Here is a 17,524-nt window from a genome sequence, read left to right on the forward strand (position 1 = left end):
TTCATTCCCCATTTTTAAATTTTCTTAGCAACTTTTTTATGTCCTCTACAACTGGATTAATGTATGATCTTGTTTTTCGCTTTGTAGATGCTTTGCCAGTTATAAACCAATTACGTTTAAGCTTATTCCACATTGGACGTCTCATAATTATGTCAGGCAGCTGACTTTTTACAATTGGCGCTAGTGGTTCCATATAAGGAACTCCAAAGGAACGAAGCGCTATAAGCCTAATCATAAAAACTATTATGCCACAGATTAATCCAAGTAATCCTAAGGTGCCACCAAGAAATAGAAGTATAAATCTAGGAACAAGTAATGCCTCATACATATCTGTGGAAGGTATAGTAAAAGCTGCTATTGCTGTTGTTGCAACAACTATTACCATTGGAGTACTAACAAGACCAGCTTCAACTGCGGATTGACCTAATACCAATGCTCCAACTATACTTATTGCCTGACTTACTGATTTAGGCATCCTAAGAGCTGCTTCCCTCAGTATTTCATAGACAGTGAGCAATAAAAAACATTCTAATAAGGCAGGATATGGAACACTGGAACGTGCCTTTACAAAGCTGACCAATAAAGGGGTTGGTATTAGCTCCTGATGGAAGGTTGTTATTGCTACATAGAAGCCTGGCAGAGCAAGGGATATTAAAAAGGAGAGATACCTAAGCCACCTTATAACAGTTGCTGTAATAAAATTTAAATAAAAGTCTTCATTGCTCATTAAAAATTCTTCAAAAATTGCAGGCAAAGTTAAAGCTAAGGGTGTTCCGTCAGTTATTACTGCAATTCTGCCTGAAAGTATTTTTGAAACAACAACATCAGGCCTTTCTGTTGCATATATAGTTGGAATACTGAATAGAGGATCGTCTTCTATATATTCCTTTATATAATTGTTTACTATTACTGCATCTATATCTATTTTTTTTAGTCTTTTTTTTAGTTCATCTACATTTTTTTTCTTTGCAATATTAGATAGATAAACAATAGTAACATTTGTTTTAGTTTCTCTTCCAAGTGTAAAGGATTCTGTTTTTAAATTAACATTTTTAAGTCTTTTTCTTATTAAAACAAGGTTAGTGGCTAGGGATTCTGTAAAACCCTCCCTAGGTCCCCTTATAACACTTTCAGAAGTAGGTTCTTCAACACCTCTACCAGGAGGTTTTTTTATATCTATTGTTAGCGAAACCCTTAAACCGTCTATAAATATAGCAATATTACCATTTAATATAGAATTTATTGTAGCTTCCATGGAGGTATATATAAGACTATCAGATATTCCAAGGAGATATTTGCAGTATTCTACACTTCCAAGCTCGTAGGTATTTCTTTCATATCTAAGCGTAAGTTTTCGTATAATTGAGTTCTCAATAGTACTAGAATTAGTCATATTATCTATATACACAATCATAGCAGTATATTTTGGGTCATTAGCTATCTTAATTTCTCTTATTTCTACATCGGAACAATTTTCAAATTCATGACTTATATAGTTTTTGTTCTTTTTTAATGAGGCTGAAATTTTTTTTTCATCGCTTTGAGATGATTGTTTAACTTCATGGGTTTTATGGCTTTTGAATACATTCTTTATGAATTTAAACAACTATATCACCTCTGTACCTACTAAGATTACTATTTCTAGTATTATGTGAAATATTAAATTATTTATTCATTTAGTATAAAGGAACCAAAACTTCAAATTTATGCGATTGAATTATTTTTTATTTTAAGGAGATACTAAAATGAATACTTTAGTCAAAGTGATGGTGAAGTGCAGGTGAAAAATACTAATTCAGTTAACATATCAGAAGTACTTAAGGATAACATGAAAATTATAGATGAAAGATTTAAAGATTGTCCTGATATCATAAGAAAACAAGTATTCTTAAATGATAATACGGAAGGATATTTTATATATATAGAGGGGCTTATAGATACAGATCTTATTCAAAGAGATTTTATAAAGCCTATTTGCAATATGGACTATGAAACTGTAATTAATAGAAAAAGAATTAATAGTTTGCCAGCTGATAATATTCAGCACTATGAGGATATGGAAGCAGTAATAAGTGATGTTTTAGCGGGAAGCACTGCATTTTTATTAAACGGTATGGGTGGTGCTGTTTGTGCAAATATAAGGAAGTTTGAAAAGAGGGGCATTCGGGAACCAGATATAGAAAAGAATGTACGAGGGCCTCATGAGGGATTTGTTGAAGCATTAAACGTAAATATATCAATATTAAGGAGAAAAATAAAAAATACCAATCTTAAATTTAAGCCTATATCTGTTGGGAGTACTACAAATCAAACTGTAAATATAGCGTATATGGATGGTATAGCAGATCCGCAGCTTATTAAGAAATTATATGACAAAATAAGCTCTATAGATTTTGATGGTATTTTAGGTGCAGGATATATTGAGCAGATGATTGTAGATTTTCCTAATTCAATTTTTCCACAGTATCAAGCTACAGAAAGGTCAGATAGGGCAGTAGCAGCACTGCTTGAAGGAAGACTTCTAGTGATTACAGAAGGTACTCCAGTAGTTTTAATTGTTCCTGTAACGTTGTTTTCATTTTTTAAAGCTTTAGATGATTATACTACTCATTGGGTTTTTGGATCTTTACTTGGAATTTTAAGGGTAATAAGTGCAATAATAGCAATATATCTTCCTAGTGCTTATATAGCACTAACTACTTTCCACTATTATATGGTACCTCTTAATTTGCTTATTCCTTTGGCAGAGTCAAGGGCTAGAGTGCCTTTCCCGCCAGTAATGGAGGCGTTTATAATGGAAATCGTCATTGAGATGTTAAGGGAAGCGGCTATAAGGTTGCCGACATACATAGGGGCTTCAATTGGTGTTGTTGGAGGTATAATTATAGGTCAGGCAGCAGTTCAAGCTGGAATTGTAAGCGAATTACTGATAATAGTTGTTGCAATTACAGCTATAGCTTCTTTTATGACGCCGGTATATGATATGGGCTTGACACTTAGAACTATAAGATTTTTAGTGATGATAGCAACTGCTATTTTTGGAGTAATTGGAATCGCAACTATTACCGTACTTTTGCTTGCAAATTTAGTTATTTTGGAGTCTTTGGAGCAGCCATATTTTCAACCTATTATTCCATTTAGACCTAAAGATTTAAAGGATACCATTATAAGAGTACCTTTTAAATTCTTAAAAAGGAGACCAACTTTAACACATCCTCGTGATAAAAAGAGAGGTAAAAACAATGATTAAAGTGAAAAATGATATAACCTCAAAGCAGTTTTTTGTTTTTGTAGTTACCTCTGAAATTGGAACTGGAATCATTACGCTGCCAAATCAGTTGGCAGAAAAGGTTGGTCACGATGGATGGATACCAACATTAATAGGAGGTATGGTATGCAGCTTGCTAGTGCTGATACAACTAATTTTATTAAGAAAGCATTCAAATAAATCTATAATACAAATAAATAAGCTTTTATATGGAAAATGGCTTGGTCAGATGTTTAATTTACTTCTGATAGCGTATACATTTTTTGGAGGCTGTGTAATAGTAAGAAGAATTGGAGATATTGTAGCTTCTGAAATTCTTAAAGATACGCCGTCCCTAGTAACAGGCTTTTTTACCATAATACCATCTTTGTACTTATTATATTATGGGTTAACTCCAATATGTAGGGTTGCCCATGAATTTTTTTTCATAGTAACTGTAACCGTTCTAATGTATGTAGTAGCACTAAGAGATATTGATATTATGAATTTGCTCCCGATTGGCGAAGCAGGAATGATACCTATACTAAAGGCTGTAAAAACTACTGTATATACCTATATTGGGTTTGAGCTTGTTGTTTATATTTATCCTTGTGTTAAAGATAAAGAAAATGCTTTAAAATATGCAGAGCTTGCAGTATTAGTAGTAACAGTTTTTTTCACTAGTACGGTAGCACTTGTTACAGGAGTTTTTGGGGAAAATATGTTAAAAGAGCTTCCAACTTCGCTTATATTTCTTTCTGGAATAATTAATATACCTGTAATAGAGAGAATAGATTTATTTTTTATAATACTTTGGATACCGCTAGTTGCATGCGTGGCTAGAAATTTTATGTTTTGTACATATTATGGCTTAGAGAAAATGTTTTCAGCAAAGAAAAGGAATTTAAAGGTCACTTTACTTGTTTTATTAACGGTGTTATTAAGCAGAATACCAAAAACTTTTTCTGAAACTGAAAAGTTTGTAGGTGTGTTTTCGATTTATTCGCTTATTATTGATGCTTTTTTTATTGTATGTTTTGGTATTTCAATTATTAAAGATAAGCTCCTTAAAAATAAAGGTGGCACATAGGGGAGGAATAATTAAGATATGAAGAGGTCGTTTAAAATTATAGCAAGCATTATGTGCCTATTTGTACTAACTGGTTGTTGGGACAGAAGAATTTTTGAAAGAGTTGGTTTTGTACTAGAAGTTGGGTTCGATAAGGGGGTAAAAAGGGATTTACTAATTACTTCTATAATTCCTGTTATTGGCGCTGACAGAAAAGATGCCACAGATCTTTTGATGGTTGAAGCAAATTCTATGATGCAGGCAATTGATACGAATAATAGGGTGTCCTCGAAATTACTGCTTGGTGGTAGGATACAACAGCTTCTTTTTTCTGATGAGGTAGCAGAAAAGGGAATAGCTAATATAATGAATGTGATGAATAGAGGCACTGAAAATCCACTGCTTTCTTATGTAGTTGTAGTGGATGGAAGTACGAAGGAATTAATGAAAGCTGAACTAGGTTTTAAAAATAAACCAAGACCTGGAATATATATTAATCAGCTTATAAAAGCTGCTATTGAACATTCGTATATACCAAATACAAGGATATATGATTTTCATATAGCTTACTTTAATAAGGGCAAGGATCCTGTAGCTCCTCTTTTAAAGTTAAGAAGAGATGGTGTTGAGGCAATAGGAAGTGCATTGTTTTCTGGAGATAAGATGGTTGGAAGAATTGGAGTAAGTGAAACTATGATGCTTATTGCTATGCAGAATAAGCAAATACAAGATTTAAGGGCTCATTTCAATAATATTCAGCAGGCAGGAAGTGAAAAACAGGGAGAACATAATTTAACAGCAACACTTAAAGTTAAAAAGAGGAAGATTAAAGTTGAAATTAAAGATAATAAACCAGTAGTTAATATATATGTAAATTTTAATGCAACAATTGATGAATACAAATGGGATAAAACGGATGATCCTATTATGAAGAAAAAACTCGAAGCTATTATTAATAATGAAATAAAAGCTAGTTCATATCAAACCTTAAAGTATACACAGAAGGTTGGGAGTGATCCTATAGGAATAGGGGAGATAGTTAGGGCAAAATATAATTCATATTGGAAAAGTGTAGACTGGAAGGAAGCCTATAAGAATGCCGAGATGCATTTTGATTCTAAGGTTACAATTAAAGATATAGGAGACATAAGATAGAGTACAGAGTACTTTGTGCTCTGTACTCTACTCAAAAAATAACTGCCGTCAAAATTATTTCAGCGGCAGTTTAATTTATATGTAGTTTCAATATTACTATTCTTAGTCTGTTATTCCAAGGTATTCTTCCAATGTTATGCCTTTACTCATTATATCTTGAGCAGCTGTTGTGCCAACATATCGTATGTGCCAAGGTTCAAAATCATATTTTGTAACAGATACCTTTTCCTTTGGATAACGTATTATAAAACCATATTTAGCACAGTTTTGTTTTAACCATTCGTAGGCTTTTGTTTTTGCAAATCCATCATCTAAGGAAGTATATTCAGTTGAAAGTAAATCCATAGCAAGACCAGTTTGATGTTCGCTGCTTCCAGGCTCTGCTACATATTTATCAGCTTCACTTTTACCATCCTTCTCTACCTTTGCAGAATAAACTTCTTCTTGGTAGGAATATGGTCTGTAGCAAGATACACCTAATAGAGTTATTCTATCATCCTTTGCATCTGCAAACAATTGCTCAACTGCATCGGCAGCATTTGATCTCATTTTTCGAACATTTGGGGCAGCATAGGATTCAAATCTTACTTTTGGGGTACGAAGATCTGGTGGTACATAATCTGAAGATAGTTTGTGAGTTTTGTTAACAAGTACTATATAGGATAAGGTGTCAGGTAATTGTTTTTTAGGAGTGTCGGTTTTAGGTGCAGCTTCTTTTACAGGTGATTTTTTTGTGACTTTGTGTGTTGGTGCTGGAGAAGGGCCACTGTAGGTTTTAAAAAAATTTTTATCAGTTAAATATGTGGCGCCAGATAATAAAATAACTGTGACTATCACAAAAAATACTTTTTTCATTATGTATGTAGCTCCTTTCAAATATATAAAAAACATATATATTCAACATTAGTAAATTAGTTAAAGATAAACCACCTTGAAACTTGAAATTTATTTGTATCAAAATGCCATATTCCGGGCATTTTGATACAAATAAATTTAAATAGTTGAAGCGGTTTATCTATATAATTTTATATACAAACTTTATTATAACATAAAACAAGTTAATTTTTAGCCTAACAAATGAGCTGAAATTGTTAAGTTTCTTTAAAGAATTATAATATAATGAAAGGGCTATGTCTTAAATATGTGTTGATTTTTATACTTATTTAAAATATAGTCTTTAAAAATGCACTGGTTTTAGATAAAACCTAAGTGCTCCAGCAGGGTTTTAGTTCCTATTAATATTAGTATAATACCACCAGCAATTTCAGCTTTATTTTTATATTTTGCACCAAAGTAGTTTCCAATAAAAACAGCTATAAGCGATAAAGTAAATGTAGTGCAGCCAATTAAAATTACAGAAGGCAGGATAGAGACTTTTAAAAATGCAAAAGTAATTCCTATAGCAAGTGCATCGATACTTGTTGCAATTGCCATGAGAGTAAGCTCTTTTAAATTTAATTTTTCTTGTGAAACAGGACAAGAATCACCTTCTTCACTAAAACCTTCTTTTATCATATTGCCTCCGATTATAGCGAGTAAAGCAAATATAATCCAGTGGTCTATGTTTACAATGTATTTTTGAAATTGTTTTCCAAGCAGCCAGCCTATAAGAGGCATTATAGCCTGAAAACCACCGAAAAACAATGCTATTATTACAGTATGTATATAATTGATTTTTTTCATATTTAAACCCTTACAAATGGCGACAGCAAAGGCATCCATTGACAGACTTATGCCTATCATAAATACTTCGACAATACTCATGCCTATATCTTCTCCTTTTTGTGCATTATCATTTTATGATAAGTTATTGATAATGACTTGTCAACACTCATACTATAGATAACTTGAAAGTTTAAAATTAGTAGTATTAAATTTATCGTGACAAACTGGAATTTAGCGCGAAGTAACAATGCTTCGTCACATTAAAAAAATCCTATAAATCTAAAGTTCAAAAATCATAAAATACTAAGATATTTCAATAACTCGCTTTGCTCAAACAGATTGAAATATCTAAGTATTTTACAATTTTTGAACCAAGATTTATTAGAATTTTTTTAAATCATTCCTTCAGCATTGTTACTTCACACTCACGGTAATGCAAGGGAAAAATTCCTCCGTACCTACGGAATTTTGGCGTGAACCTTTATAGTACATTATTTAAATGATTTATTAGCTTTATTTAATATTCCAAATCAACATCATCTCGCTAAATTCTGGTTTTTCACTATAACCTTAAAATTTATAATTCTGCACTTCTAAGATTATAAACCTTAAGCCTATGGAGTGCTCTTGTACAAGCTATATATATAAGTCTTTTGTTAAAATCATTATTATAATTTGAAGCAGTAGAATTTAATACTATAACAGCATCAAATTCTAAACCTTTTGCCATATAGGATGGAATTATTAAAGCTTCATTTCCAATTTCTAAGTCATCATCGTCTATTAATTGTACCTTTGATAAGCTTCTAAGAGAATTATAAGCTTTTTTAGCTTCTTTATTAGTTTTGCAGATTATTGCAATGGAGTTAAAGCCATCTTGACGAAATTTTTCTATATCGGAGACTATTGAGTTATATGCTGAAGACTCATTTGATACTTCTATTACCTCCGGATTATCCTCATGTCTTTCAAAAAAGTTTATGGAAGTGTTTTTTTTGCCTAGAAAGTTTTGTGCAAATACATTTATCTCTATGGAAGATCTATAGCTTTTATTTAAGAATAGTTTTATGGATCTGTTTTTGTGAAGTATTTTTTCTATATCTTCATATATTGTTTCATCCTTTTTATTTTCCATAGCTTGATTAAAGTCTCCTAAAATAGTATAGCGAGCGCTAGGAAATAAAAGTTTAAAGATTTCAAATTGAAATGGATAGTAGTCCTGAGCTTCATCTACTACCACGTGAGCTATTTGGGAAAAATTATTTATGCCATTTAGCTTTAAATTTAAATACATAAGGGGTGTGGAATCTTCATAGGTAAAAAATTTTTTAGATAGATTTTCTTTAGTATATTCTATTATTTCATCTATGTTTGATGGAAGAGGCAGACCTTTAGATAGTTTCTTAAATAACTTTGAATTAAAAAATAAGAGTTTATACAATTCTAGGTAGTCTATTTTAGTAAATTTATAAATATCCTTAAGGAATGCTTTTGTTTCTTTTATTGATAGTAATCTGCTGAAGGACTTTATTTCAAATTCGTGTCCATAGCTGTTTTTAACAATGTTTTCAATTTTTTTTAGTCTTTCTTTTCTTATAGGGTGAATTTTACTTAATATCATGTTCTCAATTCGCTTAAGCCTTCTAGCCGGAGCTATACCTATTTTATTATTTAGAAACATATTTTTAATTTCATCCTTTGAGTAAATAACCTTGTTGTCGTAATATACATCTGTAAATTGAATAAGCTTTTTTGAATGGTAATCCATAAGTCTGTTAAGTATTTCTACAAAAATTTCAGAACCTTTAAAATTTATATTAGTTAGTTTAAGAGAATTTTTAGAAAGTATTAGCTTTTCTAGTTCTTCACTTCTTTTTTCAATTTTAAAGCTGTCGTATAAATATTTAGAGAATAATTCACCATAGGTTATTTGATTCACATTTTCTTCTCCAAGTTCAGGTAGAACTCCAGATATATATTTGCTAAAAATTGAATTTGGAGAAATTATTATAAAGTTATTTGAAGACAAATTAGAAGACATTCCAGTATAAAGCAAAAAGGCAATTCTATGAAGAGCTATAGAGGTTTTTCCACTTCCTGCACACCCTTGAACTATTAAAAGCTCGTTCTCTGTGTCTCTTATTATGGCATCTTGATCCTTTTGTATTGTTTGAACTATGTTTTTCATTTTATCTGATGAATTTTTACATAATATTTCTTGGAGTATAGAATCCTTTATTTGAACACTGCTGTCAAAGTAATAGATTAGTTTAGAGTCTTTTATTTTATATTGTCTTTTTAAGGATATAGTACCACTCACCATACCCATAGGCGATTTGTATTGGTTTATTCCAAGTTCACCTTCATAAAACATACTGGCAACTGGACTTCGCCAATCATAAACTAAAATATCATCTGTAGTTTCATTAAGTAAGTTATGCATCCCAATATAAATTTTTTCAGTTTCATCAAAACCATCCTCTGAGAAGTCAATTCGGCCAAAGTAGGGGCAGGAAAGCATTTTTTTATATGCTGATATTTTTTTATTGGATTTTTCAAATATATGTGATTTATTATTTATCTCTGAAAGGTATTGATTCATTTCTGCTGCTTTGCCAAAATCCTCCGAGGAATGAGAGGTTTGCTGCCACATTTCTTTGTTAGAAGTAATAAGGTTGTTTTTAAAGCTATTGATATTTTGTGTTTCTTTATTTAACTCTTCAGTTATAAAATCAAGAGCTTTTTTAAGATATAAGGCTTCTTCATTAGAATCTTCATTAAAATTAGACATTAATACTACCTCCTAAAAATTTTTGATAAAAACAAGTGATTTTATGGGTAAATTGTATGTTGACATTGAAAACTATAATATGCTATAATATAATAGAATTATTGTAGTTCAAAATGGTAAATTATAAGCTTTTTTATTATATATTAAAATCATGTTTGTGTAAAGTGAATGTGGTTTTATTTTTGTTAGGGGGTGTTTTATGAGAAGAGAGTACATAACCTATAAAAAGGATATGCCAGTTAATGTTTATTGTGCCAACATAATGGAGTATCCTGTGCATTGGCATAATTCCATAGAAATACTATATGTTCTTAAAGGAAAGTTTTATGTGACTATAGATTCCGATAAGTATGAGCTTATTGAAAATGATATAGAAATAGTCAATATAGATGAGGCCCACAGTATTGTGAGTAGGGATAAGAACAATATGATATTAGTATTTCATATTGACCCAAATTTTTTTGAAAAATATTATAATGATATTCAGAATATGTTCTTTTACACTAATATAACTGATGATAATGGTCAAAAGGGTGAAGAGTATGATGAACTTAGGACATTTCTTGCAAGAGTAACCTGTGAAGCTGTTCAAAGGCAAGATAATTATGATGAAGCTATCGAAGACATCTTAGTAAAAATTTTATATCATCTCATAAATAATTTTCACTATCTCACAAGTGAAAGAGAAGATTTAAGAGAAAAAGAAGAGCAGCTTGAGAGATATCACAGAATCACAAAGTATATATTTAACAATTATAATGACAATATAACACTTCAGGATATAGCAGAAAAAGAATTCTTAAGTACACATTATTTGTCCCATGAAATAAAGGATACAACAGGTTACAGCTTTACAGATCTTCTTAACTTAACCAGAGTTGATGAAGCACTAAAGTTTTTATTAGATACGGATAAAACTATATCTGAAATATCAGAAGAAGTTGGCTTTTCACATACAAGGTATTTCAATAAGCACTTTAAAATTCGCTTTAAATGTTCACCAACCCAATACAGAAAAAAGTTTAAGGTCAATGAGGAAGAATTTCAAAAGCAGAAGAAAATAACTTATTTTGAGCTTAAAGATAGCATTGAGCATATAACCTATTACCTTGAGGACTATGATAGATACAATTATGAAGAAAAGATATGTAAGGTAACACTTAATATGTCAAAGGAAATTGGTGAATTTGAAAAAGACTTTAAGGATGTAATTAATGTTGGAGATGCTTTTGAACTTTTAATTGAGGACAATAAGGATATACTTGAGATGATTCAGGATGAAATTGGCTTCAAGTATGCAAGAATTTTAAATGTATTTAGTCAGGATATGGGAATCTTTCCGGGTTCAAAGTTTTATAACTGGAATAGAGCTAGAGATGTTTTAGAATTTTTAGATACACTTGGTATAGGAGTATTAATAGTACTTGATGATGATGGGTTTTTACAGGATGAATTTATAAAAGCATTAAAGTCCTTTTTGAGTTATTTTAATGAACTAGATACTGTAAACTTCAGTGAATTTAAATTCCAATTTGTAGATAAAATGAAGGATGAAGTAGTAAAACAAGCTAAAGAACTGCTTTTAGAAGAATATGAACTTGCAATTGATGAAGAGAAATTTTCTTATAATGATGATATAAATTATATATATGATACTGCATATATGCTGCCTTCTGTAATTAACAGCATTGTAAATAAGAAGTCAAGTACAAATGTGTTAAGGGCATTTGATGTTCTTGATAAGCAGGTTAATCTTACAAATGAGGTTTTCTTTGGATATCCAGGGCTTATAAATGATAAGGGAATAAAAAAACCCTCATATTATGCTTACTTTTTAATGAATAAGTTAGGCGACATCTTAGTTGCTAAAGAAAATGGATATATAGTTACTAAGAGTGATAATGAATACCAGATTTTACTTTATAGTTATCATGAAGATATAGACAACCTTAATCTCTTTGACAAGTTTTCAAAGTTTAGAGGAAGTAGAAATATTACTGAAAAGAAGTTTTCTATTAATATTGTTGGTATACCTTCAGCAGTAAGAGTAACAGCATATGATATAAATGAGAAAATCGGTTCTTCTTATAATTACTGGATGGATATGGGGAGACCTAAAAGACTTAGTAAAGAAGAAAAGGAGATACTTCATAAATCATCTTTTCCTAGTATACATTTTAAGAGTATAAAGAAAAGTACAATATTTAATATTCAAAGCAAAATTCAAGGTTACGGAGCTGTATTGATAATTATAAGGGCCGTAGAAGGTATAAATAAGTAAAAAATTTGGTTTTAGTTGCTTTTAGCGAAAAAAAGCTATTTTATCAACATAGCATATTGGTACTTTTATGTGAGCACTTTAGTTGATGAATTCCACCTTATATAAATAGTATAATTAACTTGTAGTTTAGAAGGACTTTAAACTACAAGAATTGAGGTGGTTTTTATGGGAGCAAATGATAAAAGTTTCCTTACAGAAAATATAAGTAAATTGCTTTTTAAATTTGCGATACCTGCGATACTCTCATCATTAGTTTATGAACTTTATAATACTGTTGATACAGTTTTTGCTGGAAGGTATGTAGGAACTGAAGCTATAGGAGCTGTTACGATAGCTTATCCAATACAAAAGCTTATGATAGCAATTGGGCTTTTGATAGCATCTGGTACCTTAGCATATGCAGCAAGAGCTTTGGGAGAAAGAAATATAAAAGAATTAAAAAGCGTAATAGTGAATTCTCTTATTTTAACTTTGATTTCTTTAATAACGGTTTCGATTTTAATATATTTTTTCAGAAAACCTGTTATTTACGCTATTGGTGCAAGCGATAAAATTTATGTTTTAGCAGATAAATATGTATCAATACTTCTGATAGGTGGAGTTTTTCAGGCACTTGCAATTGTGGCATGTTATATAATGATATCTTTCGGTAAGGCAAGAATAATACTTTATACAAATATTATAGGTATATCACTTGATATAATATTTAGCTACATTCTTGTTGTAGTTTGTGGTATGGGACTTACAGGAAGTGCAGTTGCTAATATTACAGCACAAGTAATTTCATTTGCATTTGCATTATTTATGTTTGTCAAAACGAATAATCAGTTTAAGATTAAATTTTCAAAACAGTTAACCTTTAAATGTGTAAATAAAAGCATAATATGGGAAATCATAACCGTTGGATTTTCAACTTTCATAATAGAGATGGTAGATGCTTTTGTTGGAGCAGTACTTAATAACATTCTACATCCAATTGGCGGAGATTCTGCAATAATTATTGTCGGAATAGTCACAAAAGTCTTAATGATTATGTTTATTGCAGTAATTGGTATAAGCTCAGGGATGCAGCCTATAATAAGCTATAACTTTGGAGCAGGAAATTATAAAAGGGTAAAGAATATTTTAAAATGCTCAATTAAATACATCGTTTCGATTTCAACTGTATTTTGGATTGTATTTATGAAATTTTCTTATCCAATAATAGGATTCTTCTTAAAGGATAAGGCTTTATTAGATCAAACAGTAAGTTCCTTTAGAACCTGTGTACTTCTTGTTCCACTATTAGGAGTGTATTATGTAACAATATATTATTATCAGGCTATAGGCGAGGCAAGAAAGAGTTTTCTTCTATCAATATACAGGGAAATAGTAATATTTATACCTTTAGCTACCTTGTTTATAAAGATTTTTGGAATGAAAGGTGCCTTTATTGCTTATCCAACAGGTGATGTAATAGTCATATTAACATCGCTTTACTTCATAAGGAAAGCCTTTAAAGAGAAATTTGAAGAAGAGAAAGTGTCAAAACATGTGGTAAGTAAAAGTATTTAATTTTTACTTACCACTTTTTTAGTGCACAATTCACAATTCACAATGCACAATAAATGATGATCACTACAGAAAATCTTATTTTAGTTTGATGGTAATATGATAATATATGATTAATTTTTCGTAGAGAAGCGAAGAAAAATTTACCTTGTTTTACGGGTAAGGTGAACGAGTATTATTGAAAGAACAATTTAAATAGAAGCCAATAAATCTTGGAGTTTAAATCGTAAAAGGCTTAGAGATTTCTATCTGTTTGAACGATAGTGAGTTATTGAAATCTCTTAGAATTTTACGATTTAGACTCTTAGATTTATGGCCTATATTTAATGTTCTGAGATAATACTCATTCACCTAGTTGCTAGTCTATATATGACATAAATTATAAACAGCCCCCAGAAAACACAAAACATACGCATAAATATTTTAAAAACTTTATCCATCTTTTTATTATTTTCTTTAACTTCTTCTCTATCAATGCTCTTTTTTTCGTTTGGCATCAAAGGTATTATTATAGATATTAAAATAAAATTCAAACAAATTAAAAGCATATCATATCCTATAAATCCAGATTTATTTTGAAGCATTTTTAAGTTTAAAAAAGTTAATACAATAAGTATTGAAGAAAAAGCCGTAGAAATATACATTATTATATTACCAAGTTTTCTGTTTTTTAGTTTTATAGAAAAATGAATTCCTTTTTGTTCTAAAAAATTAAATATAAGTGTTAACCCACTTAGCTCGTCAACAGCTAAAAATAATAAGCTTATTGATATGCTTTTGGTTCCTGTTGTAAGCATATAATAGCAATAGATTAATATAGATATAATTGTTATTACAGAAGCTTCCTTAAGTGCAGCATTAAAATTGTTCTCTTCCATTTCATCCTTGTCAATTAAAGCTATTATAAAAAATGAACCACAAAATATAGCAGATATTAAAGCATTAATTTCAAGCATTAACTTATCTAACATTATTGTTCCTCCTCCTCTATCATTTCAAAAATATCATCAATAGTCTTTCCAAAGTATTTTGCAATCTTAAAAGAAAGCTTTAACGAAGGATTAAAAGTTCCTCTTTCAATTTCAAGTATGGTACTTCTATTTACTCCAAGGTCTATGGCTAAATCCTCCTGAGTTAAATCTCTTTCAGCTCTTAGTACTTTGATTTTAGTGTTGAATATCTTTTTTCTTTTAACCATAAAATCACTTCCTTGGAAGAACTATAACATATAATGTTATATATAGTAAACATTTTATTGAATATAATCAATAAAAAAATGTTTATAGCCAACAAAAGTAACGATAAGAGGATGAAATAAAGTGTCCAAAATCTATCTAATGTACTGAAAAAATTAAAACTATTTCTGATGATTATTGGGAAAAACTTATTTTAAACCCTAATGATTTAAATTTACTTAATGATTTATCAAGAGAATTGCAAAATAAAATTTTTCAGAGTAGAAAAAGTAGTCCTTTAATTTTTGATTGGTATTATGAAAAGCATAGCTTTGAAGCTTTTAAAGAGCTTTTTCTTCTCTCTAATGATATTTTGGATTTTAGCAAAACTCCAATTCTTTGGAATGGATACGATTTGTTTGAGATTGATGGTATGAACTTATCATTATCATGTACAGCTGAAACTCAAAATGAATTCGGGATACTCACTGTGCTTTTTTACCATACTATTTTTTATATGATTTTGTTGATTATTTTTAATATGATTAATTTTGAATAAGTATAAGTAAAAATATTTACACTATTTTATTTCAAATAATTTCAATAAAATCAATTAACTTTACTATATGGACATTATGTACTATAATAGTAAACATGTAACAACTAATTAAAAAATAGCATAACAGGTTAAAATTAGGAGAAAATGAAAACGTTTAGGAGCTATTTTGCCATAATCAAGTTATTATCGTGTAAATTAGACAATGGGGGTATACAAAAAATGTTAAAAGAGCAATTATACAATCAAGAAGTGGAAAAGTATCCTTTAACATCATATCAAAAGGATGTATGGACCGAACAATGTTTATATAAAAATAAGCCAATATACAATATTGGTGGTTATGTTGATATTAAGGGTAACATTAATTATTTAAGTTTCCAAAAGGCTGTACAAAAACTCATTGGAGATAATGATAGTTTAAGAATTAGAATAGAGGAACATGATGGTAAGCCATTTCAGAAAGTATTGAAAAAAATAGAATATAAGGTTCCATTTTATGATTTTTCATCAAAAGAGTATTCTGAAAAGTTTTCATTACAATGGATGCAAGAAGAATTTTTAAAACCATTTGATTTCAATAGTAATGATAATCTATTTGAAATTGTACTTATTAAAGTAAATGAAAATAGATATTTTTATTTTTCTAGGATACACCACATAATATCAGATGGATGGGGACATTCAATTATAGTTAGAGAATTAGTTAGTAATTACAATGAAATAGATAATTCTCAAAATGAGATAGAAAAACATTCTTACTTGGAATTTATAAGAGATAATAAATCATATAGAGAATCGGATAAGTATTTGAAGGATAGAGAATTTTGGAAAGATAAATTTAAATGTATTCCTCAAAATATATTTGTTAGAAATATTAAAAGTAATAAACTGGTATTTAGTAATAGAGAAAGTGTAACAATAAAGAGAAATACATATAATCAAATAATGGAATACTGCACCAAGGAAAAATGTTCTGTATTTCATTTTTTCCTTGGTGTATTAGGTACATATTTTTCAAGAGTTTCTAATTCAAAAGAGGTAGTAATTGGAGTTCCTATATTAAATAGAACAAAAGCTAGTCATAAGCAAATAGTAGGTCATTTTGCCAATGTTATACCTTTAAAGATAGAAGTATCAAAGAAAAAGAGTTTTTTAGAATTAATGAATGAAATAAAGATGGAGTTAAAGGCATGCTATAGACACCAAAAGCTCTCCTTTGGAGAAATTTACACAAGTATTTCTAAAGATAGAGATCAGAAATTGTTTGATATAACCTTATCTTATGAAAATCATAATTATGCAGCAGCTTTTAATGGAACAAAAACAGATATAAAAACATTAAGTCATAGGCATGAAAGAAATGCTTTAGCTGTGTTTATTCGAGAATTTGATGAGGATAAGGATGTTGAAATTAATTTTGATTATGCCATTGATGCATTTGAAAAATTCATGCCAATAGAAAATGTTGTTACTAATATAAAACATTTAGTTGAAAATATTATAAAAGATAGTGACAAAAATATTAATGATATAGATGTAGTTACAGACAGAGAAAAGCACAGATTATTAGTAGAATTTAATGATACAAAGGCAGATTACCCAAGGAATAAAACGATAAATGAATTATTTGAGAAGCATGCAGAAAAGGCACCGGATGATATTGCAGTTGTATATGAAGATAAAAAGATGAGCTATAAAGAGCTAAATGAAAGGGCGAACTCTTTAGCAAGGGCTTTAAGAGAAAAGGGAGTAGGTAAAGATGTCATCGTAGGAATGCTTGTAGAGAGATCTGTCAACATGATAGTAGGAATAATGGGTATTTTAAAGGCAGGAGGAGCATATATGCCAATAGATCCAGATTATCCAGAGGACAGAATAGAATATACCCTTGAAAATAGTAAAGCGACAATAGTATTAACTCAAGATAAATTTAAAGATAAAATAAAAAATAAAGATATAAAAATATGTGACATAAATAATGAAGAGTTTTATAAGTACAGCAGTACTAATCTAGGTAAAACCGCAGATTCA

General features: G+C 29.7%; 13 protein-coding genes. 7 read left to right on the forward strand and 6 right to left on the reverse strand.

Annotated elements, in window-relative coordinates; all coding sequences use genetic code 11:
• Window position 1: 1 nt before the first annotated feature.
• Window positions 2-1,606, reverse strand: coding sequence for a spore germination protein (locus ACJDT4_RS19880; RefSeq protein ID WP_406789346.1), 1,605 nt, complete (start codon window positions 1,604-1,606; stop codon window positions 2-4).
• Window positions 1,607-1,780: 174 nt separating this feature from the next.
• On the opposite strand from ACJDT4_RS19880, the gene ACJDT4_RS19885 reads away from it, so the two are divergent.
• The 3 genes from ACJDT4_RS19885 to ACJDT4_RS19895 are packed head-to-tail and all read left to right on the forward strand — an operon-like array spanning window position 1,781 to window position 5,471.
• On the forward strand, window positions 1,781-3,250 hold the full coding sequence (locus ACJDT4_RS19885; protein ID WP_406789347.1) for a spore germination protein: 1,470 nt from the start codon (window positions 1,781-1,783) through the stop codon (window positions 3,248-3,250).
• On the forward strand, window positions 3,243-4,337 hold the full coding sequence (locus tag ACJDT4_RS19890; RefSeq protein ID WP_406789348.1) for a GerAB/ArcD/ProY family transporter: 1,095 nt from the start codon (window positions 3,243-3,245) through the stop codon (window positions 4,335-4,337). The genes ACJDT4_RS19885 and ACJDT4_RS19890 overlap by 8 nt, the downstream gene beginning before the upstream one ends.
• Before the next feature lie 18 nt (window positions 4,338-4,355).
• Window positions 4,356-5,471, forward strand: a complete 1,116-nt coding sequence (locus tag ACJDT4_RS19895; protein WP_406789349.1) for a Ger(x)C family spore germination protein — start codon at window positions 4,356-4,358, stop codon at window positions 5,469-5,471.
• Window positions 5,472-5,573: 102 nt separating this feature from the next.
• Here the strand turns inward: ACJDT4_RS19895 and ACJDT4_RS19900 are convergent, their stop codons facing one another.
• From ACJDT4_RS19900 to ACJDT4_RS19910, 3 genes are all read right to left on the reverse strand, one after another.
• Entirely contained in the window at window positions 5,574-6,326 is a 753-nt protein-coding gene (locus ACJDT4_RS19900) for a M15 family metallopeptidase (RefSeq protein ID WP_406789350.1), read from the reverse strand.
• A gap of 339 nt (window positions 6,327-6,665) precedes the next feature.
• Window positions 6,666-7,241, reverse strand: coding sequence for a manganese efflux pump MntP (locus tag ACJDT4_RS19905; RefSeq protein ID WP_479723310.1), 576 nt, complete (start codon window positions 7,239-7,241; stop codon window positions 6,666-6,668).
• Between the two features lie 472 nt (window positions 7,242-7,713).
• Entirely contained in the window at window positions 7,714-9,927 is a 2,214-nt protein-coding gene (locus ACJDT4_RS19910; protein ID WP_406789352.1) for a HelD family protein, read from the reverse strand.
• Between the two features lie 199 nt (window positions 9,928-10,126).
• Here ACJDT4_RS19910 and ACJDT4_RS19915 point away from each other — a divergent pair, with 199 nt between their 5' ends.
• Entirely contained in the window at window positions 10,127-12,208 is a 2,082-nt protein-coding gene (locus tag ACJDT4_RS19915) for a helix-turn-helix domain-containing protein (protein ID WP_406789353.1), read from the forward strand.
• Between the two features lie 165 nt (window positions 12,209-12,373).
• Entirely contained in the window at window positions 12,374-13,762 is a 1,389-nt protein-coding gene (locus ACJDT4_RS19920) for an MATE family efflux transporter (RefSeq protein WP_406789354.1), read from the forward strand.
• Between the two features lie 344 nt (window positions 13,763-14,106).
• Here ACJDT4_RS19920 and ACJDT4_RS19925 read toward each other — a convergent pair whose 3' ends face one another.
• Window positions 14,107-14,730: a hypothetical protein gene (locus ACJDT4_RS19925; RefSeq protein WP_406789355.1), complete on the reverse strand. Its 624-nt coding sequence runs from the start codon at window positions 14,728-14,730 to the stop codon at window positions 14,107-14,109.
• On the reverse strand, window positions 14,730-14,957 hold the full coding sequence (locus ACJDT4_RS19930) for a helix-turn-helix transcriptional regulator (RefSeq protein WP_406789356.1): 228 nt from the start codon (window positions 14,955-14,957) through the stop codon (window positions 14,730-14,732). Before ACJDT4_RS19930 ends, ACJDT4_RS19925 begins: the two co-directional genes overlap by 1 nt.
• 152 nt (window positions 14,958-15,109) lie before the next feature.
• On the opposite strand from ACJDT4_RS19930, the gene ACJDT4_RS19935 reads away from it, so the two are divergent.
• The gene (locus ACJDT4_RS19935; RefSeq protein WP_406789360.1) at window positions 15,110-15,493 is read left to right on the forward strand and encodes an S-4TM family putative pore-forming effector; all 384 of its coding nucleotides are present in this window, start codon (window positions 15,110-15,112) and stop codon (window positions 15,491-15,493) included.
• A 219-nt stretch (window positions 15,494-15,712) separates the two neighbouring features.
• Window positions 15,713-17,524, forward strand: a 1,812-nt coding sequence (locus ACJDT4_RS19940) for a condensation domain-containing protein (protein WP_406789357.1), incomplete at its 3' end; no start/stop codon positions are given.

The organism is Clostridium neuense (assembly GCF_045310695.1).
GTDB lineage: Bacteria > Bacillota > Clostridia > Clostridiales > Clostridiaceae > Clostridium_S > Clostridium_S neuense.